Genomic DNA, 19,373 nt, shown 5'->3' with positions numbered 1-19,373 from the left:
GTGCGATACTCTGCGCATGGCGGACGATCGGATGGCGGAAATCTTTGCCGCGGTGCGGCTCTCCGGCAGTGATCCGGAGGCGGCGCGGCGAATGCTGGAGGGACTGTGGGACGAGCTCGGCGACGGTGGAGATCCGTTGCAGCGCTGTGTGATTGCGCATCACCTTGCCGATCTGCAGCACGTGGCCGAAGATGCGCTGCGCTGGGATCAGCGCGCGCTGGCCGCGGTATTCGGCCCCGGCGTTCCGCTCGATGAGGGGCTACGCGGATTCCTGCCCTCGCTCTATCTGAACCTCGCCGACAGTCACCGTCGCGTGGGTGACTTCGATGTGGCCTATATGCAGCTGACCATCGCGCGCGGCCATCTCGACGTCCTCGCCAATGACGCCTATGGCGCCGTGATCCGCTCGAGTCTGGACAAGGTCGAGGTCGCGCTGGCCGAGAAGTCGACGGAGCCGCTCCCCGCCGCCTGATTCGGCGGGTACCCGCACCTCCCGCGTAGTTCGAATGTATGTTCGACTATATGAGGAGGTGATGTGTCATGGGTTGGGGTAACGGCCCGCCGACCTGGGCGGAGATGGAGCGGGTGCTGTCCGGGCGACCCGGCCGGACGAATCCGGACGCGATGTATCCGGGCGACGGCGGCGACAGCCCGGCGTGGTCACGCAAGCGCGGGGCGTATCGGGCCGAGCCGGTCGAACCAGCCGGTGCACCGGTGGTGCCTTACGCCGAGTTGCACGCGCATTCGGCCTACAGCTTCCTCGACGGTGCGAGTCAGCCGGAGGAACTGGTGGAGGAGGCGGTGCGGCTGGGTTTGGAGGCGATCGCGCTCACCGACCACGACGGCTTCTACGGGACCGTGCGCTTCGCCGAGGCGGCCAGAGCATGGGGTATGCCGACGGTCTTCGGATCGGAGTTGTCGCTCGGATCACAGGGTGACTCGGAGTCTGTGCGACGCGGTCGGTCCGTGCCTGGTTCGGTGACCGAAGGCCATGCGGGCGCCCCGGATTCGATGCCGCGCACCGGTTCGCCGGATCCGGCCGGTCCGCATCTCTTGGTCCTGGCTCGCGGCCAAGAGGGCTACCGCCGCCTGTCCCGCGAGATCGCGGTGGCGCATATGGCCGCGGGCGAGAAGGGCATCCTGCGCTACGACCTGGACGCACTCACCGCGGCGGCGGACGGGCACTGGCACATCCTCACCGGATGCCGCAAAGGCCATGTGCGCCAAGCCCTCGACCGCGATCTGCGGGCGGGGGATACCGAGCTCGTGCGGGCGGAGGCCGCGCTGCGCGATCTGACCGAGCGCTTCGGCAGCGACCGGGTGAGCGTGGAACTCACCCACCACGGCATCCCCGAGGACGACGAACGCAACGCCCTCCTGATCACACTCGCCGACCGCCTCGGTCTACCCGTAGTGGCCACCACCGGAGCGCATTTCGCCGCGCCCGCGCAGCGCCGCCGCGCCATGGCGCTCGCGGCCATCCGGGCGCGCCGGAGTCTCGACGATATCGCGGGCTGGCTGGCGCCGACCGGTGGCGCGCATCTGCGCTCCGGCGCGGAGATGACGCAGTTGTTCGCCGCCTGTCCGCAGGCGGTGGCGAATGCGGTGACGCTGGCCCGCGAATGCGCCTTCGATCTGAAGCTGATCGCGCCGAAGCTGCCGCCGTTCGACGTGCCCAATGGCCACGATGAGGCGTCGTGGCTGCGTGAACTCACCCTCGCGGGCGCCGCCCGACGCTACGGTCCGCCGGCGGGAAATCCCAAGGCGTATCGGCAGATCGAGCACGAACTCGCGATCATCAACCGGATGAAGTTTCCGGGCTACTTCCTGGTGGTGCACGATATCGTCAGCTTCTGCAGGGACAATGACATCCTGTGTCAGGGCCGGGGTTCGGCGGCCAATTCGGCCGTCTGCTACGCGATCGGCATCACCAATGTCGACCCGGTCGCCGCCGACCTGCTGTTCGAACGATTCCTCGCCCCGGAGCGCGACGGCCCACCCGATATCGATGTCGATATCGAATCCGATCGCCGTGAAGAAGCGATCCAGCACGTTTACACCAGGTACGGCCGGGAATATGCCGCTCAGGTGGCGAATGTGATCACCTATCGCGGTAAGTCCGCGGTCCGCGATGCCGCACGCGCACTGGGCTTTTCGCCCGGGCAGCAGGATGCCTGGAGCAAGCAGGTGAGCCGCTGGACCGGAGTCGGCGCCGAGACCGGCACCGATATTCCCGCCGAAGTGCTGGAGCTCGCCACCGAAATCGAGGGTCTGCCGAGGCATCTCGGCATTCACTCCGGTGGCATGGTGATCTGTGACCGGCCCATCGCCGATGTCTGCCCGGTCGAGTGGGCGCGCATGCCCGGTCGCAGCGTGCTGCAGTGGGATAAGGACGATTGCGCCGCAATAGATCTGGTGAAGTTCGACCTGCTCGGCCTCGGCATGCTCTCCGCGCTGCACTACATGATCGATATGGTGCGCGAGCACAAGGGCGAAACGGTTGAGCTGCACAAGCTGGACCTGAAGGAAGCCGCCGTCTACGACATGCTTTCGCGCGCCGATTCGGTGGGCGTGTTCCAGGTGGAGTCGCGGGCGCAGATGGCCACACTGCCGCGGCTGAAGCCGCGGAAGTTCTACGACCTGGTGGTGGAGGTGGCGCTGATCCGCCCCGGACCGATCCAGGGTGGTTCGGTGCACCCCTACATCCGGCGCCGCAATGGCCGCGAGAAGGTGCGCTATGACCATCCGGCGCTGGAGAATTCGCTGGAACGCACCCTCGGCGTCCCGCTGTTCCAGGAGCAGCTCATGCAGATGGCCATCGATGTCGCCGGTTTCACCGCCGCCGAGGCCGATCAGCTGCGCCGTGCCATGGGTTCCAAGCGCTCCCCGGAACGCATGGAACGCCTCAAGGGCAGGCTGTACCAAGGCATGCGCGATCTGCACGGCATTACCGGCGATGTCGCCGACCGCATCTACGAGAAGCTCTACGCTTTCGCGAATTTCGGTTTCCCGGAAAGCCATTCGCAGAGCTTCGCCTCGATCGTGTTCTACTCGGCATGGTTCAAACTGCACCATCCGGCGGCCTTCTGCGCCGGCCTGCTGCGCGCCCAGCCGATGGGTTTCTACTCCCCGCAGTCGCTGGTTGCCGACGCCCGCAGGCACGGAGTTCTGGTGCACGGCCCCGATATCAACGCCAGCCGCGCCGAACCCACCCTCGAAAACCACGGTGCGGAGGTGCGTCTCGGTCTCGCGACGATCCGCCACATCGGCACCGATCTCGCCGAACACATTGTCGCCGCCCGCTCGACGGGTCCGTATATCTCATTTCTCGACCTGACCGGACGGGTGGAACTCACCGTTGCCCAAGCCGAATCCCTCGCCACCGCAGGCGCTCTGGGCTGTCTCGGCATCACCCGCCGTGAGGCGCTGTGGGCGGCGGGCGCGGCGGCGGGCGAGCGCCCCGACCGTCTCCCCGGCACCGGCGCCACCACCACCGCACCGGCCCTGCCCGGTATGAGCGAACTCGAATTGGCCGCCGCCGACGTCTGGGCCACCGGCGTCTCCCCGGGCAGCTATCCCACCGAATTCCTGCGCCCCCAACTGGATGCGCTCGGCGTCATCCCGGCCGCCGGACTTCTCGATGTGCCCGACGGCTCGCGCGTCCTGGTCGGCGGTGCCGTCACGCACCGCCAACGCCCCGCCACCGCCGCCGGCGTCACCTTCCTCAACCTGGAGGACGAAACCGGCATGGTGAACGTCGTCTGCTCGGTCGGCCTCTGGACCCGCTACCGCCGCTTGGCCCAGAGCGCCACCGCCCTGCTCATTCGCGGCCGGGTCCAGAACGCCGAGGGCGCGGTCAGTGTGGTCGCCGAACATCTGCAGCGCATGGACCTCCGTGTCGACTCGAAATCGCGCGACTTCCGTTGAGGCTCAGAACATTCCGTTCGTATGAACGGTCTGCTCCGGTACCGGCTGGATGACATCCCAGTGCTCGATCAGTTTGCCCTCGTCGAGGCGGAAGATATCCATGATCGCCAGCCCGCGCTCGCCGGGTTCGCGCACGCCGTGCACGTGAGCGACCACGTAATCACCCTCTGCCACAATGCGTTTCACTTCGACGCGAAGTTTCGGAAAGCCTTCTTTCAGGCCGGTGAGCCGGGCGAGCAGTCCATCGAATCCATCGGCGATTTCCGGATTGTGCTGGGTGTAGTGCGTACCGAAGAACTCCCTGGTGGCCGCGAAGTCCTTGGCATTGAAGGCGGCTTCGTAGAACGCGAGGACGGTTCGCTTATTCGATTCGAGCTTCGGATCGATGGAAGTGCTGGTCATGGGCGCATCTCCGATCTTTCGAGCGACCTGCAAGCAGTCGCCAGAGGTAAACTGAACAGCTGTAGCGCTACGACTGTAGCGCTACGCATGTCCGGCTACAATCCTTGGATGCCGTCCGATACGACGACCCGGCGCGGTCGCAACCCGCGCGGCCACGGCGGCCGACTTCGTGAGGAGATCGTCGACGCCGCGATTCGGCTGCTCGATGAACTCGGCGATGATCAGGCTCTGTCCATGCGCGCGGTCACCCGCGAAATCGGCAGTGCCGCAACGTCGGTGTACCTGCACTTCGCCGATCGAGACGCCCTGGTGCTGGCCGCGCTGGAGCGCTATCACGCCGAGCTGGTGCGTGCGATCGATGAGGCGGTGGCCGCCGTCGACGATCCCGTCGAACAACTGCGCGCCCGCATCCGCGTGCTCGGCGACTGGGCTTACCGACATCCGGGCATGTACAAGGTGTTGCACGAGAGCACCCTCAATCAGCGCGCGGACATGGCGTTCAAGCAGGAACTGACCGAACGCACCGCTGCCGCGATCCGGCGGTGTATGGATGCCGGTCTCGTACCCGTCGACGATCCGGTATCGGTCATGCTCGACCTGCGCGCCGCGGTGCACGGCGCGGTGTCGATGCGGCTCAATGAACCCGGCCCGAACTGGCCGCCACTCGCCGATCAGATCGAACGATTCTTCGTCAAACTGGTCGGTATCGATCCGACCTCGGGGAACGGCCCGCGACGAGCTTCGTGACCGAATTCACCACAGCGGCTAACCTGCGTCCATGCGGAAGCTTGCTGTGCTGGTGATCGGCCTGCTGGGTGTGACGTTGCTAGTCGGGTGTGGCGATGACAAGGGCGACGACAGCGCCGGTTCCGGCCGGTCGAGCATGGCGACCGCCGCGCCGATGGCGCCGCCGCCGAGCCTGCGCGAGGGATCCCCGGCGAAGGGCGATACCGGCGGGAACACCGTCGAGACGCGCAAGGAGGTCATTACCGGCAACGTCGATATCACCGTGGGGGATCCGATCAAGGCGGCCGGTCAGGTGACCGATCGGGTGCGCGAGGCCGGCGGTCGGGTCGACAGCCGCACCGAACAGCCGGGGACCGGCGACACCGATCCGGAGGCCACGCTCACCGTTCGGGTGCCCGCGGATAAGACGGACAAATTCATCGATGGCCTCGGCGGGGTGGGCCAGGTCACCCGGATGAGCACCAATCGCGATGACGTGACCATGCAGTGGGAGGACCTCGACGCCAGGATCAAGGCGCTGCAGGCCTCGGTCGACCGGCTGCGCGCGCTCATCGCCGGGGCGACCAATACCGCGGATCTCATTGCCGCCGAACAGGCGCTGTCGAGTCGTCAGGGGGAACTCGACAGCCTCACCGCGCAGAAGCGCCATCTCGACGATCAGGTCGCGTTGTCCACGCTCACCATCGAAATCACCACCGAGGACAAGAAATCCGATGCGGGTCCGTCCAATTTCTGGGACGGCATCGTCTCCGGCTGGCACTCGCTGGTGGATTGGCTGAAGGACGCGGTTGTCTTCACCGGGAAGGCGATTCCGTGGCTCGGGTTCGTCGTGGTGATCGGCGCGGTCGTGTGGGGCGTGCTGCGGGGCGTGCGGCGTGCGCGCAAGGGCGGGGCCGCGAGCCCGGAAGAATCCGCCGGCGGGGCAGATGCGTCCGCTGCGCTGGTCGGTGCTGGCGCAACGGCAGCGGAGGGTGCTGACGCAGGTACGAGTGCCGGGACCGGTGCGGGCGTTGACACGGCGAAAGGTGCTGACACCGCGAAAAGTACTGACACCGCGAAAAGTACTGACACCGCGAAAAGTACTGATACCGCGAAAAGTACTGATACCGCGAAAGGTGCTGATACGGCGAAAGGTACTGACACCGCGAAAGGTGCTGACGGCGAAAGGCGCTGACACCGCGAAAGGCGCTGACGGCGAAAGGCGCTGACACCGCGAAAGGCGCTGACGGCGAAAGACGCTGGCATGGCGAAAGATGCCGACGGCGAAAGGCGCTGACGGCGAAAGACGCTGGCATGGCGAAAGATGCCGACGGCGAAAGGCGCTGACACGGCGAAGGCGCTGGGACGGCAAAGAACGCTGTGACGGCGAAAAGCGCTGGGATGATTAGGAGATGCAGGTGCCGACGGTGGTCAGGGCGACGATCAAACCGAACAGCCGTAAGGGCCCGCTCGTCGAAACCCTCGACGACGGCACCCTGCAGTTGTACGTCCGCGCCCCCGCCGTGGAAGGCAAGGCGAACAAGGCCGCCATCGAACTCCTGGCCGACCACTACGGCGTGCCCAAATCCGCCGTCCGCCTCGCCGCGGGCGCGACCTCGCGCTTCAAGCGCTTCGAGGTCGACGTCTGAAACCCACTCCAGCGCAGGCGTTATACCGCGCCCGGAAAGCCGGACTGGCGCCAAGCCTCGTACACGGTGACGGCGGCGGCATTGGAGAGGTTCATCGAGCGGCGGCCGGGCAGCATCGGAATGCGCAGCCGGTCGGTGATATGCGGATCGTCGAGCACCTCCGCCGGCAACCCCGTCGGTTCGGTGCCGAACAGCAGCACATCACCCTCACGATAGGCCACCTCCGTATACCGCCTGCTCGCCTGTGTCGTGAACGCGAACACCCGCTCGGGCCGCACCGCATCCCACGCCGCCGCGAGATTCTTGTGCACCGTCACCGAAGCCAGATCGTGGTAATCCAATCCCGCCCGCCGCAACTTCGCCTCCGAAAGATCGAACCCCAACGGCTCGATCAGATGCAGCTCACACCCCGTTCCGGCGACCAGGCGAATCGCATTGCCGGTATTGCCCGGGATGACTGGCTCGTGAAACATCAGACGGAACACCCGTGCAGTCAACCAGGTGCGCCGGGCCGGCCGGGAATGGCGTGGCCTACTTCGCCGGGCGCTCCGGCAGTGCACATGCGCCGCCTTCGGCCATGCCGGTCGGGCGGACGCCGAGGCCCTGATTGTGGCGGGCGCGCTGGTTCTCCCAGGCGATGGTGGCCGCCAACTCGGCGAACTGCGCCTTCGACAGGCGGGTCAGCAATTGGGCGCGCAGGTCGTCGATGCCGACGGCGGGGGTGGCGGTCATGGCCTCGGCGAAGGAGATGACCAGCTTTTCCAGGTCGGTGTAGGCATCGCTGGTGCGGTAGCGCGGCAGGTCGACGAGCTTTTGTTCGGTGAGACCGCTCGATTGCGCCAGTGCCGAGCCGATATCCAGGCAGAACTCGCAGTTCACCAGCCCGGCGGTCTTCAGTTCGGCCAGCTCCTTGAGCCTCGGATCCAGTTGGTTGCTGAACAGCAAGGCCGTCTCGTAGCCGACCGTGCCGAACAGGATCTGTGGGCGGCGGATGAGCCAGCCGAACAGGTCGGATCGGTGCCGTTTCGCCTGCCGAACCGCCCGCACATAGTGCCGAATCCGGGTCAGTGCTCGCATTGTTCCGTACCCCCTTGTGCCGGATGGATCTCTTCATGTTGAAACTACGCCGTGTAGTAGTTGAGGGCAATGTCTGATTCCGCACAACGTCACTCGGCACGAAACCTGTTGCGGGACAGTAGCCATGAACGGCCATCCGCTGCGTCGATACGTCGACGCAGCGCACTGCTGTGAGCGGTCGCGGGGCGTCTGCAAGAATCGGGGCGTGACCGACGTGGACTCGACTGGCGCCGAGCGGCAGTCCGACAGGAGCAGCCCTGGCGAGCAGTTCCTGCGCTGTCACCTGCCCATGCTGGTTGTGACGGCGGTCATTCTGCTCGCGGTCGTCTTCGTGGCCTGGGACCGCTGGCGCCGTGGCGCGCTGTTCTTCGGCGGTGCGACGCTGCTGGCGGCCACATTCCGGTTGTGCCTGCCGACCGCGCGGGTCGGACTGCTCGCGGTGCGCAGCAAGCCTTTCGACGTCGCCGCGCTGAGCATCCTCGGCGCCGCCATCGTCTTCATCGCCGCCACCATCAACACCCTCGGCGTCAGCTGAGACGCAACGACTTTCGCCGGATCCGGCGGTGTTCCCCGCTAGTTGTGGCAGGTGTCCCTGTCGTTGTAGAGCATCAGCTGGGTGACCTTGGCATCGGCTGGCATATTCCGGTAGATGCCGAGGAAGCCGTAGTGTCCGGGGTGGTCGGGGACCGCGGCGGAACTCCAGTTGTAGCCGATCTCGAGTGTCGGATAGGCGGCACGGACTTCGTCGACGGTGGAGCCGAGGCCGATGCCCTCGGGGGTGCGGGCCACGAGTTTGCCGGGCATGATCGCGACTATTTCGCCGTTATTGGTGAAGCCCTGCCAGCCCGCTCGTGCGGTGTATCGGCCGCAGCCGGGCGGATCGTTGGTGTCGGCGAAGGCGGCGATCTCCCCGGAGGCCTCGGCCTCGGCGCGGTTCATCCCGAGTCGCAGCTTGCCGAAGCCGAGCGGGCCGAGGACGGTCGGCGCCGGGGCCACCGTGGTCGACACCGCGACCGGGCTGGTCGCGGCGGGCCCGTCCGAGCACGCCGTCGCACCGGTGAACACCGCGCCCAGCAGCGCGAACGTCATGACGGCACGATGAATACGCATGGTCTACCCCCAATTTCGTCCATGAACCGGAATGCCCGTCGACCCGACCGGGCGCGATATCGGCCCAGTCTGCCCATCGCCGACTCGCCCCGTCAAGGCGGCATCCGAAGGCCCAGGTGCAACCTATGCGCCACCGCCGTTCCGCGATGTCGGCTGAGGCGCAACGACTTTCACCCGAGCGCACCAGCTCGCGACGCCACCCTCCCGGGGGAGCCCATTAGCGGCATCTCGAACAGTTCTCGCCGTCGGGTGCCGCGCCTGCGACCATGCCTGGAATGCTCGCCTCTGCACCATGCCGCCGAGCTACTGACCCGGTGTTGGCGTTGATACGCCGAGCCAGGTCAGTCCGCGAGCACGTCCGGGAATCCGAACGTCGCGACCAGTGTGGGATCCTCGAACGCGATCACACGGGAGACACCGGCGGCGGTCGGGGCCAGCACCACGATGCCGTTGGCCCGGAGTGCGCCGTCCCCGTCCCGGTGGTACACGACGGCGGCGGGTTGGCCGTTGGCGGTGATGGGGACCATCCGCCAGTCGCCCGGAGTGCCCAGCACGTACGCGTCGAGCATGTGGATGCACATCGCCCGGCCCGCCTGCCATTCGCGGAATGGCGTCGCTTCCAGCGTGGCGTCCGTGCGCAGCACCTGTTCCAGCAGTCCGGCGTCGGAGCGCTCGAAGGCCGCGATGTAGCCGTCGAGTAGCGCGCGTGCCCGCTGGTCGGTCGGTTCGAGCAGCTCCTCGGACTCCGGCTCCAGCGCGTTGAGCCGAGCGCGGGCGCGCTGCAGGCCGCTCTTGACCGCTGCCGTGGTGGTGTCGAGGATCTCCGCGGTCTCGGCCGCGGAGAACGCCAGCACCTCGCGCAGGATGAGGATCGCGCGCTGGCGGGCGGGCAGGTGCTGCAGGCTCGCGATGAGGGCAAGCCGCAGCGACTCGCGTGCGACCACTACCGCGGCCGGATCGTCATCGGCCCGGGCGATCCACCCGTCCGGCAGCGGTTCGAGCCACGAGACCTCGTCCGGCGCAACGGGATTCGGCGGATGGTCGGGTCTATCGCGAGGACCTGTCAGCCCCGAGGGCAGCACCCGGATCCGCCGCGACTCCAATGCCGTCAGGCAGACATTGGTGGCGATCTTGTAGAGCCAGGACCGAATCGAGGCGCGACCCTCGAAGCCGTCGTAGGACCGCCACGCCCGCAGATAGGTCTCCTGCACCAAATCCTCGGCGTCGTGCGCCGAGCCGACCAAGCGGTAGCAGTGCGCCAACAGTTCCCGGCGGAACCGCTCGGTCTCGGCGGTGAACCGGTCTCGGTTCGGCGCCGTCCGCACGTGCGACGTCATGCGGCGAGCCTAGGCCGCTCTGCGGTTCGGCGTCGGGCCGTCCAGCACAGGTCCGCCGCCGGAACCGTCAACCGCCGGTACAGCTGCACCACCACCGACTGCTTGCACACCATGGGCTGCTCCTTTCACGACCGGCCCCGCTGGTCGGGACCGTCGCCCATTACGACCGCCAGGCCGCGGCAAAGGAATCGAACCCCAGGTCAGCTGAATTCAGGCGGAGGCAACCAGCCGTGACGTCGCGGGGTGCCTCGACGATCGGCGACGGCAGAGCGCGGGGATGTCACGCGTCGTCGAGTTGGACGATCATGCCGCGAATCGTGGTGTATCGGGACAGATTCGTCATGGCGTCTTCGGCCGTTCTGTTGCCGGCCTCGGAGCTCAGCGCCGCGGCCAGCGATTCCATGTCATCCCAGTCGAGCATTGCCACCAGGTAATAGGGCTCGCCGATCACCGGCGTCGCATCGTGGCCGACCGTGTATCGCCGCAGGCCGGGAAGCTGCCTGGCCAGCGGAATATGAACGTCGCGATAGTGACGTTCGAACGCCTCGATATCCGACGGCTTGTCGTACATCACCATGAATCGCGCCATCCGCTCGGTGGTCCGCTGGTTCTGCATCGCTGTGCTCACTTGTTCTGCTCCTCAGCTCGAAGAATGGCTGGAGTTTCAGGGCAGCAGGGCCAATTTGCCGACGGTGGCCCTGGCTTCCAGTTCCGCGACCGCTTTCGGGCCGTCGGCCAGTTCGTACGCGGTCGGCCGGCCGGGGGGCAGCACGCCACCGGCGATGAGCGCGGACAGCTCACCCATGAGCTCACCGAAGATCTGCGGTGCCGCCTGGATCAGCACGCCGATATTGAGACCGATGATGTGGACCTGGTGTTTGTACACCAACTCCCAGTTGGTGACCGCGGCTTCGCCGCCCGCCACACCGTAGACGACCACCCGGCCGGTGACCCGCTTGGCCGCGTCCAGGCTGGCGGCGAAGGTGTCCCCGCCCGCCGACTCCAACACCAGATCGGCACCGGCGCCGCCGGTCAGCCGCAGCACCTCGGCGGCGACGTCGCCGCCGCGGGAGTCCAGGACGTGGTCGGCGCCCAGTGCCAGCACCGTCTCGTGCTTGGCCGGCGCGGCGGTGGCGATGACCGTCGCGCCGTAATGCTCGGCCATCCTGACCGCGGCCTGTCCGGTCGCGCCCGCCGCGGCGTGGATCAGCACGGTCTGTCCTGCGGCGATGCCGCCCAGATGCCTGAGTGCGGCCAACGCGGTGGGCCAGTTCACGACCAGCCCCAGCGCCTGCGGTGCCGTCCAACCCGCGGGCACCGGCACCGCCGCGGCTGCGGACAGCACCATGTACTCGGCGAAAGCACCGTCGCCGACGCCGACGACACGGGCTCCCGGTTGTGGGCCGGTCACCGCCTCGCCCACGGCGACGACCTCGCCGGCAGCCTCGAAACCCGCCGGGTACGGCGGCCGCGGGCCGCCCAGGAACGTGCCGTAGGCCCTCGAGATGTCGGCGAAGTTGACGCCCGCGGCACCGACCCGGATCAGGACCTCGCCCGGGCCGGGGACCGGCACCGGCGCGTCGGTGATCAGACGCATGTCCTGTGGACCGTTGAGGGAGGTCTGCCGCAGGGCGCGCATGGTGGCGGGGATGCTCATCGTGATCAGCCTTCTTTCTCGGTGCGTGATCGAGACCGGCCCGTCCAGCGGGCCGCTCCTTCCACCCTGTAGACCCCCGCCGCCACCAAAAGGAATCGGCTACCCGATGCATCAGTGCCGTATAAGATTCAGCTCGACGGATAGCGCTCGGTGAATACCGTGCGCTCGCGCGGGCGACGGCCCGGGTGCGGCGGGGTGGTATCGCTGTAGCCGACCGCGACCATGACCGCGATGGCGAGGTCGGGACGGTCATCGATGCCGATGGCCTTCTTGACCAGGTCCGGATCCCAGCCGTTCATCGGCGCGGAGGACAGACCGAGGCTGGTGGCGGCGAGCATGACGTAGGTCGCGGCGATCATCGCATTCTTCACGGCGTTCTCCCGGAGCAGTCCGCGCTCGCGCAGCGAGTGGAATTCGGCGCGCGAGGCGAACATTGCGGTGAACTCCGCATTCCACGCGCCATTGCGACCGGCCAGTTCGGCGATATCGGCGTTCTCGGCCGTCCAAGCCGCCGTCTCGGCGACAAAGACCAGCACCACCGGCGCCTCCAGCGGTTGCGGCTGGCCGAAGGCGGCGTTCGACAGTTCGCGGCGACCGGATGTGCTGGTCACCACCACGATCGAACGGTCCTGCATATTCCAGGCGGTGGGCGCCTCCACCGCCAGATCCAGCAGTTCGGTGAGCAGTTCGGGCGGCACCGGATCCGGGCGGTAGTGGCGGGTGGTGCGGCGAGTGCGGATCGCGGCGGGAACCGAAAGTGTCTGTGCGTTCATGATTCTTACTATTGGAGAGTGGCGCACTATTGGGAAGACAGCACTTGATAGTGCGCTACACTCCGAAAGGTGCGTACGGTGATCGAGGCCAGTGGGCTGCCTGCCGATGTCTACTCGGCGAAATGCCCCACCCGACAGGTACTCGACCATGTCGCGGGCAAATGGACCGTGCTGATCGTGGACGCCCTCGCCGACGGCACCATGCGCTACACCGATCTGCACCGCCGCATCGAGGGCATCTCACAGAAAATGCTCACCCAAACGCTGCGGCAACTCGAGACCGACGGATTCGTCACGCGCACAGTGCATCCCACGGTTCCGCCCCGCGTCGACTACGACCTCACCGACCTCGGCCGCAGCCTGCGCACTCCGATCGCCGCGCTGCGCGATTGGATCGAGGTCAATATCAATCGCATCGAGGAAGCTCGCCGCCGCGCTGCGGGCTGATCGCTGGAATGCGGATTCGGCTGCCGCGCAGCGTATCTCGTGGAACGACCCCGGCCGCAAAGCGGGCCTGCGACGATCGACACCACCGTTGTCGCCGCCCGAGCTGTGGCATACCGGACCGGACGATGTGGTCAGAACATCGGAAGGGATGAATTCGCTGCGACGAACTCGGCAGCGAATTCATCACGCGTACAGGTCATCTCGGCAGGCTGGCCCGGTGCATCGTGACAGGCGATGCGCCGGGCCAGCCGGTCCGATTATCCCTGAACGGAATTCGGGGCAGCGTTAGCTCGCCTCGATGACCGCACGCCGTCCGTGCCCACCGTACAACTGCCGCGCCTCGCTCGGCGTAACCGTCTCCGGTCGCGTCGGCGGTTCGCCCTTCAGATGCTGTTCCAGAATCTGCCCCGCCATCGGCGCGATATACGGCGCGGCGACGATCAGCCCGAACGAGTTGAACGCCTTCGTGCCCCACACGATGATCTTGGCGGCCGGGCGCACCGCCAGATCCACGATTCCCGGCCGATCGAAGCGGCCGAGCCTGCGCATCCACTTCGGCAGCGTGGCAACCGAAGCCAGTGACAGCAACCGACTGCCGAGGGCATAGCTGATCCCGGCGCCATGGCGCGGGGAGGTCCACAGTAGGTGATGCATGCCCGCCTCGGCGCGCTCGGACGTGCACAGGCGCGGGCGGACTTTCGCAAAGTACGCGCGCACCTCCTCGCGCGAGCGCGGCACCTCCTCCGGTTTGCAGGTCTGCAGTTCGGCGGCGATCGCGCACTCCTGCCAGTAGCGCGCCTCCTCCTCGGGGCTGAGCGGCCCGGGGCCGAAGACCTCGTAGGCCTTGAGTACCGAATGCCAGCCGGTGATGTGGATCCACAGCTGGGTTTCCGGGCTGTTCGCGCTGTAGCGCTGACCGCTGATCGGTTCGATGCCGGTCATCGGCGCGTGCACCTGCATCAGGTGTTCCGCGGCCTGGATGGCGGTGCGGCCGTCGGCGATCGCGACGAGCAGGAAGTAGGCGAAGGTGTGGTCGAGGCGGCTGCGCGGATCGGTGTAGATGCCCTGCGAGTCGGCGACGGCCGCGGTCAGGAATGGGTCGAAATGCTCGAGGACCACCGCGCGCTGGAAGCCGATTACCGCGGTCGGTGCGGTCCAGACCTTCCAACTGGGCGAATCCGGGCCGAAGAATCCGTAGTCGTCCCGGCGAAGTGTGGTCGGATCGAAGGCCATCTGCTGCTCCTTTGCCTGCTCGCCTTCCCTGAGCGGCGAATACAACGCAACCGTAGCAATTGCGGTCGGGCAATGCAACGGCCCCGTAGCATTTATCTGTGGACGGATTCCGAATCCGCCGCCGGTGCTGACAGGATGGATGCGAATGGAGGTGAACCCGACAGTGACCAAATCGCGTTCCGCGCCGAAGCCGGCCGCACCGGACCGGCCGCGACGGCGATACGCGCCCCGCCTGCCGCCCGACGAGCGTCGTGCCCAACTGCTCGACGCCGCCTACACGGTGCTGAGCCGAATGGAACTGCACGAACTGAGCATGGAGGCGGTCGCGCACGAGGCCGGTGTCGGAAAACCGGTGCTGTACACCGTGTTCAAGACGCGCGCCGAACTCGTTGCGGCGCTCTTGGAACGCGAACGCGAACGCGGCCTGGAGCAGGTGGCCGCGACGCTGCCGACCGATCTGCTCGGCGCGGACCCCGTCGCGGTCGCTTCCGCGACCGTTGCGGCATTTGTCGGTGTCGCACTGGAGAATCCGACGCGCTGGCGGCTGATCCTCGCCGGACCCGGCACTGCCCCCGACGAATACCGTGCGGCACTTGTCGATTCGCGCACCGGCGTCTTCGATCAGGCCGAGTCGCTGGTCCGCATGGGCATGGCGGTCGATTCGCGCTGGGCGGGAATGGATTCCGGACTGCTCACCAACTCGCTGTTGAGCGTCGCGGAAATGCTCGGCAGACTCGCGGTCAGCGCACCGGAGGAATATCCCCGCGAGCGACTCGAAGGCTTCGTCCACTCCATCGTGCAGTTGCTCGTCGGCGCGCCCGACGCAGGCGCCCTGCGAGCTGAATAATGTTGCGGTCCAACTAGATCAGGTTTCCCAACCCGGAAAACATGGGTGAGCCGATGGGAATGGCATGATCTCGATCATGACCAATCGACGACTTCCCGTACTCGCGCTGACCGCGCTTCCTGCCATGGCGATCGCGTTCGGCTCGGGCGCCACCGCCACCGCCAGCGGGCTGGAGCCCCCGGTGATGGAAGAGGTCTTCGCGCTGACGGGAACCGTCTCGGCGAAATTCCACAACCCGAACGACCGTGGCGTGTGCTGGGTCTACAACGCCGACACCGGCGAAATCTTCGGCGGCAACAACCCGACCTCCTTCGCCGTTCCGGACGGCAAGATGGTCCAGACCTCCCTGGGCAACGGCAACCTCCCCACCGGCCAGGTACACGTCCGCGGCGCCTGCGCCTTCGACCGCCCAACCGGCAACCACGACTACGCCTCCACCACCGACATCATCACCGTCGACGTAACCGGCAAGCCGAGCACCGGCAGCTTCGGCTGACCCACCCAAGACCGAATAGCACCCGGGCCCAGCGGTCTGGCCCGGGGCGCTGTTGCCCGACCAATCGATCGCGGACAGACCGGCGTCGCGGGGCGGCACCGATGCCGAACCGCTGAACATCGCGGCGAGAGTTCAGCGGGTGCGGCTGATTCGGGCCAGGCGCATGGTTTCGGTCAGGAGTTTCGAGACCGCTGCCGCTTCGGTGAGGAAGCCGTCGTGTCCGTCGCGGGAATGGACGATTTCCAGACCTTCGCAGCCGGGGAGGCCGTCGGCCAACTCCTGCTGGGTTCGCAATGGGTACAGGCGATCGGAATCGACACCGCCGACCACGCACGGGACCGGAGTGGCGGCCAGGGCGGCCGATACGCCGCCGCGGCCGCGGCCGATATCGTGGCGGTTCATCGCCTCGGAGAGCAGCACGTAGGTAGCGGGATCGAAACGGCTACAGAGCTTTTGGGCCTGGTGGTCCAGATAGCTCTGCACCGCGTAGCGGCCGCCGTGCCACGGATCCTCATCGCCCTGCGCGTGGTTCTCGAACCGGTGATCGAGTTCGCCCTCGGTCCGGTAGGTCAGGTGCGCGATGCGCCGGGCGATGCCCATACCGGCCATGGGGGCGCGGTCGGTGTCATGATAATCGCCGCCCTGCCAGTCCGGATCGGCCTTGATGGCGGCGATTTGCGTTGTCTGCGTGCCGATCTGGTCGGCGGTGGCGCGTGCGCCGACGGCCAGCACCAGTGCGGAACCGACCCGATCGGGAGCGCCGACCATCCACTCCAGCACGCGCATGCCGCCCATCGAACCGCCGACCACGGCGGCAAGGCGCTCGATGCCGAGCAGATCGAGCAGCGCCGCTTCCGCGGTCACCTGATCGCGGATGGAGATCTCCGGAAACCTTGCGCCCCAGGGCTTTCCGTCCGGTGCCAGCGATGACGGGCCGGTGCTGCCCTTGCAGCCGCCGAGCACATTCGTCGCGACGACGCACCATTCGTCGGTATCCACCGGCGCACCGGGCCCGACCATGCCGTCCCACCAGCCGGGCAGCGGGTGGATATCGTCGGGCACCCCGACGACGTGCGAGTCACCGGTCAGCGCGTGCTCGACCAGCACCACATTGTCCAGCATGGGGGAGAGCTCGCCCCAGCGCTGCACGGCCAGATGGACGTCCGGGATGACCGCGCCGTTCTCCAGCCGCACATCCCCGATGGCGATGATGCCGAGCCGCCCGTCCGGCGGTGGCAGGGCCACCGCGGACGAACGGACGGTACTCGGGTCGGCACTCACAGTCACGTCGTAGCCGCCGCGAAACCGGCTCGCAGATCGGCCAGGATGTCATCGATCCCCTCGATGCCCACGGCGAGTCGGACCAGCCCCGGGGTGACGCCGGAGGCCAGTTGCTCAGCGGGCGTCAACTGCGAGTGTGTCGTGGACGCCGGGTGGATTACGAGAGAACGCACATCCCCGATGTTAGCTACATGGCTGTGCAGGGCTAACGCGTCCACGAACTTCTTGCCCGCATCGACGCCGCCGCGCAGTTCGAACGCGACGATCGCGCCCGCGCCCTTCGGTGCCAGTTCGGCGGCGCGTCGATGCCACGGCGAGGACGGCAGGCCCGCGTAGAACACCGATTCCACGGCCGGATGCGTGCTCAGGAATTCGGCGACCGCCTGTGCGTTGGCGACGTGGCGCTCCAGCCGCAGGCTCAGCGTTTCGATGCCCTGACTGATCAGGAACGCGTTGAACGGCGATATCGCCGCGCCGAGGTCGCGCAGCAGCTGCACCCGCGCCTTGAGTGCATAGGCCGGAGCGCCGAGATCGGCGAAGACCGCGCCGTGGTAGCTCGGGTCCGGGGTGGTGAAACCGGGGAAGCGGGATTCGCCCTGCGCGTCGCGCACGGTCCAGTCGAAGGCGCCGCCGTCGACGATCACGCCGGCCACCGCCGAACCGTGCCCGCCCAGGTACTTGGTCGCCGAATGCACGACGATGTCCGCGCCGTGGGCCAGCGGCTGGATCAGGTACGGGGTCGCGACCGTATTGTCGACGATCAGCGGCAGGCCCGCCGCGTGCGCGATCGCGGAAATGCCGCGGATATCGAAGATCGCACTGCTCGGGTTGGCGATGGTCTCGCCGTAGAAGGCCTTGGTATTCGGCCGGATCGCCGCGCGCCACTGCTCGAGATCGTCCGGATCCTCGACGAAGGACACCTCGATGCCGAGCTTGGGCAGCGAGTAGTGGAACAGGTTGTAGGTGCCGCCGTAGAGGTGCGGGCTGGAGACGATGTGATCGCCAGCGGCGGCGAGATTGAGGATCGCGTAGGTCTCCGCGGCCTGACCGGAGGCCAGCAACAGCGCGGCGACACCGCCCTCCAGGGCGGCGATGCGCTGCTCGACCACATCCTGGGTCGGGTTCATGATCCGGGTGTAGATATTGCCCGGCTCGGCCAGCCCGAACAGTGCGGCCGCGTGATCGGTATCACGGAAGGCGTACGAGGTGGTCTGGTAGATCGGGAGTGCGCGTGCGCCGGTGATCTCGTCGGGCGTCTGGCCCGCGTGGATCTGCTTGGTCTCGAAGGACCACTGCGCCGGATCGATTCCGGCGGAATCGATATCGGTCGCGGACGCGTTGGGGTCACTCATGTCTTGCTCCAAAGGGGTTGTTCGCCAGCAGGTTTCAACGGAATGCGGGTGACGGACAACAACACATGGCGGGAACCTCCTGAAGTGCGCGCTTGCTCTCGGCTTTCGAGAGCCCGGTCATCACCCGGAGCACCCCACCGCAGCTGGAGGGTTGCCGTCCAGCAAGCCGGGGCTTCGCGCTGGCACTCATGACCTGACCGACATGGTAACCGGAGTGCGGTCGGCGGCTGAAATCCGTTACCGGTTTTCCGCCGCGGCGACGTCGGTGCGCCCGGTGCACACCCGCATGAACTCGTCGAATGATGTGGTGAACGCGTTGCGGGCGTCGGCAGCGGCGGCCGAGGTGTCGGCCTCGTCGAAGATCGAGTTCGAACATTCCATGCTGAGATGACCGATCAGCTGCCAGGCGCCGACGACCAGGCGCACCGGCAGCGCGTCGGGCTGGGTGTCGAGTCGGTCGGCGATCGCTTCGGCGATCGCGACGTTCTTATCGTCGGCGAGTTCCATGCTCTGCGCGCTGACCGTCGGACTGCTGCGCAGGATCCGCTGCATCTGCTGGAAGCGCCGGAACGAAATGGGGCCATCGACGCTTTCCGCGGCGTGATCGACGACTTGCAGGAATGCCTCGCGCAGCGATAGCAGTTCATTGCCGGTGACCGGAAGTCCGCGCAGGCATTCGGCGATGGCGAGGCCGAAGTCCTTGACCGGCCCGAGGACGATGTCCTCTTTGCTGTCGAAGTACCGGTTGATGGTGCGCGGTGACACGTCCGCGCCGTTCGCGATCTGCTCGACCGTCGTCGCGTCGAATCCCTGTGCGTCGCAAAGGTCCAACGCGACCTCGATGATGCGCAGCCGGGTCTGCTGCTTCTTGCGTTCGCGCAATCCCACGCTCGCGCCGGCGCCGGACGAACCGAGCCCTGGGTTTGCTGTGGCGCGCACAGCGTTGTCGGCTGCGGCGCTCGCGCCGATCGGCGTCGATGACTCGAGCATGGCCCCATGCTATCGCAATCGGGACATTTCGTGTCCTTAACAGTCAAATGTCGTGATGCGACATTTTTC

Annotated in this window: 21 protein-coding genes and 1 riboswitch; of the genes, 9 read left to right on the top strand and 12 right to left on the bottom strand. The window is 67.0% G+C overall.

Annotation, left to right across the window (positions count from 1 at the left end):
- The first annotated feature begins 16 nt into the window (after window positions 1-16).
- Entirely contained in the window at window positions 17-472 is a 456-nt protein-coding gene (locus ACQP2D_RS38565) for a hypothetical protein (protein WP_433680843.1), read from the top strand.
- A gap of 68 nt (window positions 473-540) precedes the next feature.
- A complete protein-coding gene (locus ACQP2D_RS38560; protein WP_433680842.1) occupies window positions 541-3,927 on the top strand; it encodes an error-prone DNA polymerase in 3,387 nt (1,128 codons plus the stop codon).
- 3 nt (window positions 3,928-3,930) lie between these two features.
- Here ACQP2D_RS38560 and ACQP2D_RS38555 read toward each other — a convergent pair whose 3' ends face one another.
- Entirely contained in the window at window positions 3,931-4,329 is a 399-nt protein-coding gene (locus ACQP2D_RS38555; RefSeq protein WP_433680841.1) for a nuclear transport factor 2 family protein, read from the bottom strand.
- Window positions 4,330-4,437: 108 nt separating this feature from the next.
- Here ACQP2D_RS38555 and ACQP2D_RS38550 point away from each other — a divergent pair, with 108 nt between their 5' ends.
- From ACQP2D_RS38550 to ACQP2D_RS38540, 3 genes are all read left to right on the top strand, one after another.
- Window positions 4,438-5,076, top strand: a complete 639-nt coding sequence (locus ACQP2D_RS38550; protein ID WP_433680840.1) for a TetR/AcrR family transcriptional regulator — start codon at window positions 4,438-4,440, stop codon at window positions 5,074-5,076.
- A gap of 31 nt (window positions 5,077-5,107) precedes the next feature.
- Window positions 5,108-6,250, top strand: a complete 1,143-nt coding sequence (locus ACQP2D_RS38545) for a DUF4349 domain-containing protein (protein ID WP_433680839.1) — start codon at window positions 5,108-5,110, stop codon at window positions 6,248-6,250.
- Window positions 6,251-6,467: 217 nt separating this feature from the next.
- The gene (locus ACQP2D_RS38540) at window positions 6,468-6,704 is read left to right on the top strand and encodes a DUF167 domain-containing protein (protein WP_433680838.1); all 237 of its coding nucleotides are present in this window, start codon (window positions 6,468-6,470) and stop codon (window positions 6,702-6,704) included.
- 20 nt (window positions 6,705-6,724) lie between these two features.
- On the opposite strand, the gene ACQP2D_RS38535 is transcribed toward ACQP2D_RS38540, so the two are convergent.
- Window positions 6,725-7,189, bottom strand: a complete 465-nt coding sequence (locus ACQP2D_RS38535; protein WP_433680837.1) for a tRNA (cytidine(34)-2'-O)-methyltransferase — start codon at window positions 7,187-7,189, stop codon at window positions 6,725-6,727.
- A 46-nt stretch (window positions 7,190-7,235) separates the two neighbouring features.
- Window positions 7,236-7,781, bottom strand: coding sequence for a carboxymuconolactone decarboxylase family protein (locus ACQP2D_RS38530; protein WP_433680836.1), 546 nt, complete (start codon window positions 7,779-7,781; stop codon window positions 7,236-7,238).
- A gap of 289 nt (window positions 7,782-8,070) precedes the next feature.
- Here ACQP2D_RS38530 and ACQP2D_RS38525 point away from each other — a divergent pair, with 289 nt between their 5' ends.
- Window positions 8,071-8,316, top strand: a complete 246-nt coding sequence (locus tag ACQP2D_RS38525; RefSeq protein ID WP_354960176.1) for a DUF3017 domain-containing protein — start codon at window positions 8,071-8,073, stop codon at window positions 8,314-8,316.
- A gap of 38 nt (window positions 8,317-8,354) precedes the next feature.
- On the opposite strand, the gene ACQP2D_RS38520 is transcribed toward ACQP2D_RS38525, so the two are convergent.
- From ACQP2D_RS38520 to ACQP2D_RS38500, 5 genes are all read right to left on the bottom strand, one after another.
- A complete protein-coding gene (locus ACQP2D_RS38520; protein ID WP_433680835.1) occupies window positions 8,355-8,870 on the bottom strand; it encodes a hypothetical protein in 516 nt (171 codons plus the stop codon).
- Window positions 8,871-9,232: 362 nt separating this feature from the next.
- The gene (locus ACQP2D_RS38515; RefSeq protein WP_433680834.1) at window positions 9,233-10,228 is read right to left on the bottom strand and encodes a sigma-70 family RNA polymerase sigma factor; all 996 of its coding nucleotides are present in this window, start codon (window positions 10,226-10,228) and stop codon (window positions 9,233-9,235) included.
- Window positions 10,229-10,508: 280 nt separating this feature from the next.
- Window positions 10,509-10,856, bottom strand: a complete 348-nt coding sequence (locus tag ACQP2D_RS38510; protein ID WP_433680833.1) for an EthD family reductase — start codon at window positions 10,854-10,856, stop codon at window positions 10,509-10,511.
- A 36-nt stretch (window positions 10,857-10,892) separates the two neighbouring features.
- Window positions 10,893-11,885 (bottom strand): zinc-binding dehydrogenase, encoded by a 993-nt coding sequence (locus tag ACQP2D_RS38505; protein WP_433680832.1) that lies wholly within the window; start codon window positions 11,883-11,885, stop codon window positions 10,893-10,895.
- Window positions 11,886-12,013: 128 nt separating this feature from the next.
- Window positions 12,014-12,658: a nitroreductase family protein gene (locus tag ACQP2D_RS38500; RefSeq protein ID WP_433680831.1), complete on the bottom strand. Its 645-nt coding sequence runs from the start codon at window positions 12,656-12,658 to the stop codon at window positions 12,014-12,016.
- 69 nt (window positions 12,659-12,727) lie between these two features.
- On the opposite strand from ACQP2D_RS38500, the gene ACQP2D_RS38495 reads away from it, so the two are divergent.
- Window positions 12,728-13,105 carry a winged helix-turn-helix transcriptional regulator gene (locus ACQP2D_RS38495; protein WP_433680830.1) on the top strand — a complete coding sequence of 126 codons (378 nt, stop codon included), beginning with the start codon at window positions 12,728-12,730 and terminating at the stop codon, window positions 13,103-13,105.
- A gap of 285 nt (window positions 13,106-13,390) precedes the next feature.
- On the opposite strand, the gene ACQP2D_RS38490 is transcribed toward ACQP2D_RS38495, so the two are convergent.
- Entirely contained in the window at window positions 13,391-14,338 is a 948-nt protein-coding gene (locus tag ACQP2D_RS38490; protein WP_433680829.1) for an oxygenase MpaB family protein, read from the bottom strand.
- A 145-nt stretch (window positions 14,339-14,483) separates the two neighbouring features.
- On the opposite strand from ACQP2D_RS38490, the gene ACQP2D_RS38485 reads away from it, so the two are divergent.
- A complete protein-coding gene (locus ACQP2D_RS38485; protein ID WP_433680828.1) occupies window positions 14,484-15,185 on the top strand; it encodes a TetR/AcrR family transcriptional regulator in 702 nt (233 codons plus the stop codon).
- Between the two features lie 76 nt (window positions 15,186-15,261).
- Window positions 15,262-15,681: a hypothetical protein gene (locus ACQP2D_RS38480; protein WP_433680827.1), complete on the top strand. Its 420-nt coding sequence runs from the start codon at window positions 15,262-15,264 to the stop codon at window positions 15,679-15,681.
- 132 nt (window positions 15,682-15,813) lie between these two features.
- Here ACQP2D_RS38480 and metX read toward each other — a convergent pair whose 3' ends face one another.
- The 3 genes from metX to ACQP2D_RS38465 all read right to left on the bottom strand — a co-directional run bounded on the left by metX (window position 15,814) and on the right by ACQP2D_RS38465 (window position 19,304).
- Entirely contained in the window at window positions 15,814-16,968 is a 1,155-nt protein-coding gene (gene metX, locus ACQP2D_RS38475; RefSeq protein WP_433680826.1) for a homoserine O-acetyltransferase MetX, read from the bottom strand.
- The gene (locus tag ACQP2D_RS38470) at window positions 16,965-18,314 is read right to left on the bottom strand and encodes a bifunctional o-acetylhomoserine/o-acetylserine sulfhydrylase (protein ID WP_433680825.1); all 1,350 of its coding nucleotides are present in this window, start codon (window positions 18,312-18,314) and stop codon (window positions 16,965-16,967) included. The genes metX and ACQP2D_RS38470 overlap by 4 nt, the downstream gene beginning before the upstream one ends.
- Window positions 18,315-18,397: 83 nt before the next feature.
- A riboswitch (SAM riboswitch) is annotated at window positions 18,398-18,508 on the bottom strand.
- Between the two features lie 43 nt (window positions 18,509-18,551).
- Window positions 18,552-19,304, bottom strand: a complete 753-nt coding sequence (locus ACQP2D_RS38465; RefSeq protein WP_433680824.1) for a TetR family transcriptional regulator — start codon at window positions 19,302-19,304, stop codon at window positions 18,552-18,554.
- Window positions 19,305-19,373 lie beyond the last annotated feature (69 nt).

It is taken from the genome of Nocardia sp. CA-119907 (assembly GCF_050955995.1).
GTDB lineage: Bacteria > Actinomycetota > Actinomycetes > Mycobacteriales > Mycobacteriaceae > Nocardia.
Note: the sequence above shows the minus strand (reverse complement) of the source record. Positions and strands in the feature narration are given on the sequence as shown.

What these genes read in the sequence shown, in the direction of transcription:
- ACQP2D_RS38505 (WP_433680832.1), bottom strand. Translation starts at nt 11,885, where the DNA reads ATGAGCATCCCCGCCACCATGCGCGCCCTGCGGCAGACCTCCCTCAAC.
- ACQP2D_RS38530 (WP_433680836.1), bottom strand. Translation starts at nt 7,781, where the DNA reads ATGCGAGCACTGACCCGGATTCGGCACTATGTGCGGGCGGTTCGGCAG.
- ACQP2D_RS38470 (WP_433680825.1), bottom strand. Translation starts at nt 18,314, where the DNA reads ATGAGTGACCCCAACGCGTCCGCGACCGATATCGATTCCGCCGGAATC.
- ACQP2D_RS38515 (WP_433680834.1), bottom strand. Translation starts at nt 10,228, where the DNA reads ATGACGTCGCACGTGCGGACGGCGCCGAACCGAGACCGGTTCACCGCC.
- ACQP2D_RS38550 (WP_433680840.1), top strand. Translation starts at nt 4,438, where the DNA reads ATGCCGTCCGATACGACGACCCGGCGCGGTCGCAACCCGCGCGGCCAC.
- ACQP2D_RS38565 (WP_433680843.1), top strand. Translation starts at nt 17, where the DNA reads ATGGCGGACGATCGGATGGCGGAAATCTTTGCCGCGGTGCGGCTCTCC.
- ACQP2D_RS38480 (WP_433680827.1), top strand. Translation starts at nt 15,262, where the DNA reads ATGACCAATCGACGACTTCCCGTACTCGCGCTGACCGCGCTTCCTGCC.
- ACQP2D_RS38545 (WP_433680839.1), top strand. Translation starts at nt 5,108, where the DNA reads ATGCGGAAGCTTGCTGTGCTGGTGATCGGCCTGCTGGGTGTGACGTTG.
- ACQP2D_RS38560 (WP_433680842.1), top strand. Translation starts at nt 541, where the DNA reads ATGGGTTGGGGTAACGGCCCGCCGACCTGGGCGGAGATGGAGCGGGTG.
- ACQP2D_RS38555 (WP_433680841.1), bottom strand. Translation starts at nt 4,329, where the DNA reads ATGACCAGCACTTCCATCGATCCGAAGCTCGAATCGAATAAGCGAACC.
- ACQP2D_RS38485 (WP_433680828.1), top strand. Translation starts at nt 14,484, where the DNA reads ATGGAGGTGAACCCGACAGTGACCAAATCGCGTTCCGCGCCGAAGCCG.
- ACQP2D_RS38525 (WP_354960176.1), top strand. Translation starts at nt 8,071, where the DNA reads ATGCTGGTTGTGACGGCGGTCATTCTGCTCGCGGTCGTCTTCGTGGCC.
- ACQP2D_RS38520 (WP_433680835.1), bottom strand. Translation starts at nt 8,870, where the DNA reads ATGACGTTCGCGCTGCTGGGCGCGGTGTTCACCGGTGCGACGGCGTGC.
- ACQP2D_RS38500 (WP_433680831.1), bottom strand. Translation starts at nt 12,658, where the DNA reads ATGAACGCACAGACACTTTCGGTTCCCGCCGCGATCCGCACTCGCCGC.
- ACQP2D_RS38465 (WP_433680824.1), bottom strand. Translation starts at nt 19,304, where the DNA reads ATGCTCGAGTCATCGACGCCGATCGGCGCGAGCGCCGCAGCCGACAAC.
- ACQP2D_RS38490 (WP_433680829.1), bottom strand. Translation starts at nt 14,338, where the DNA reads ATGGCCTTCGATCCGACCACACTTCGCCGGGACGACTACGGATTCTTC.
- ACQP2D_RS38540 (WP_433680838.1), top strand. Translation starts at nt 6,468, where the DNA reads ATGCAGGTGCCGACGGTGGTCAGGGCGACGATCAAACCGAACAGCCGT.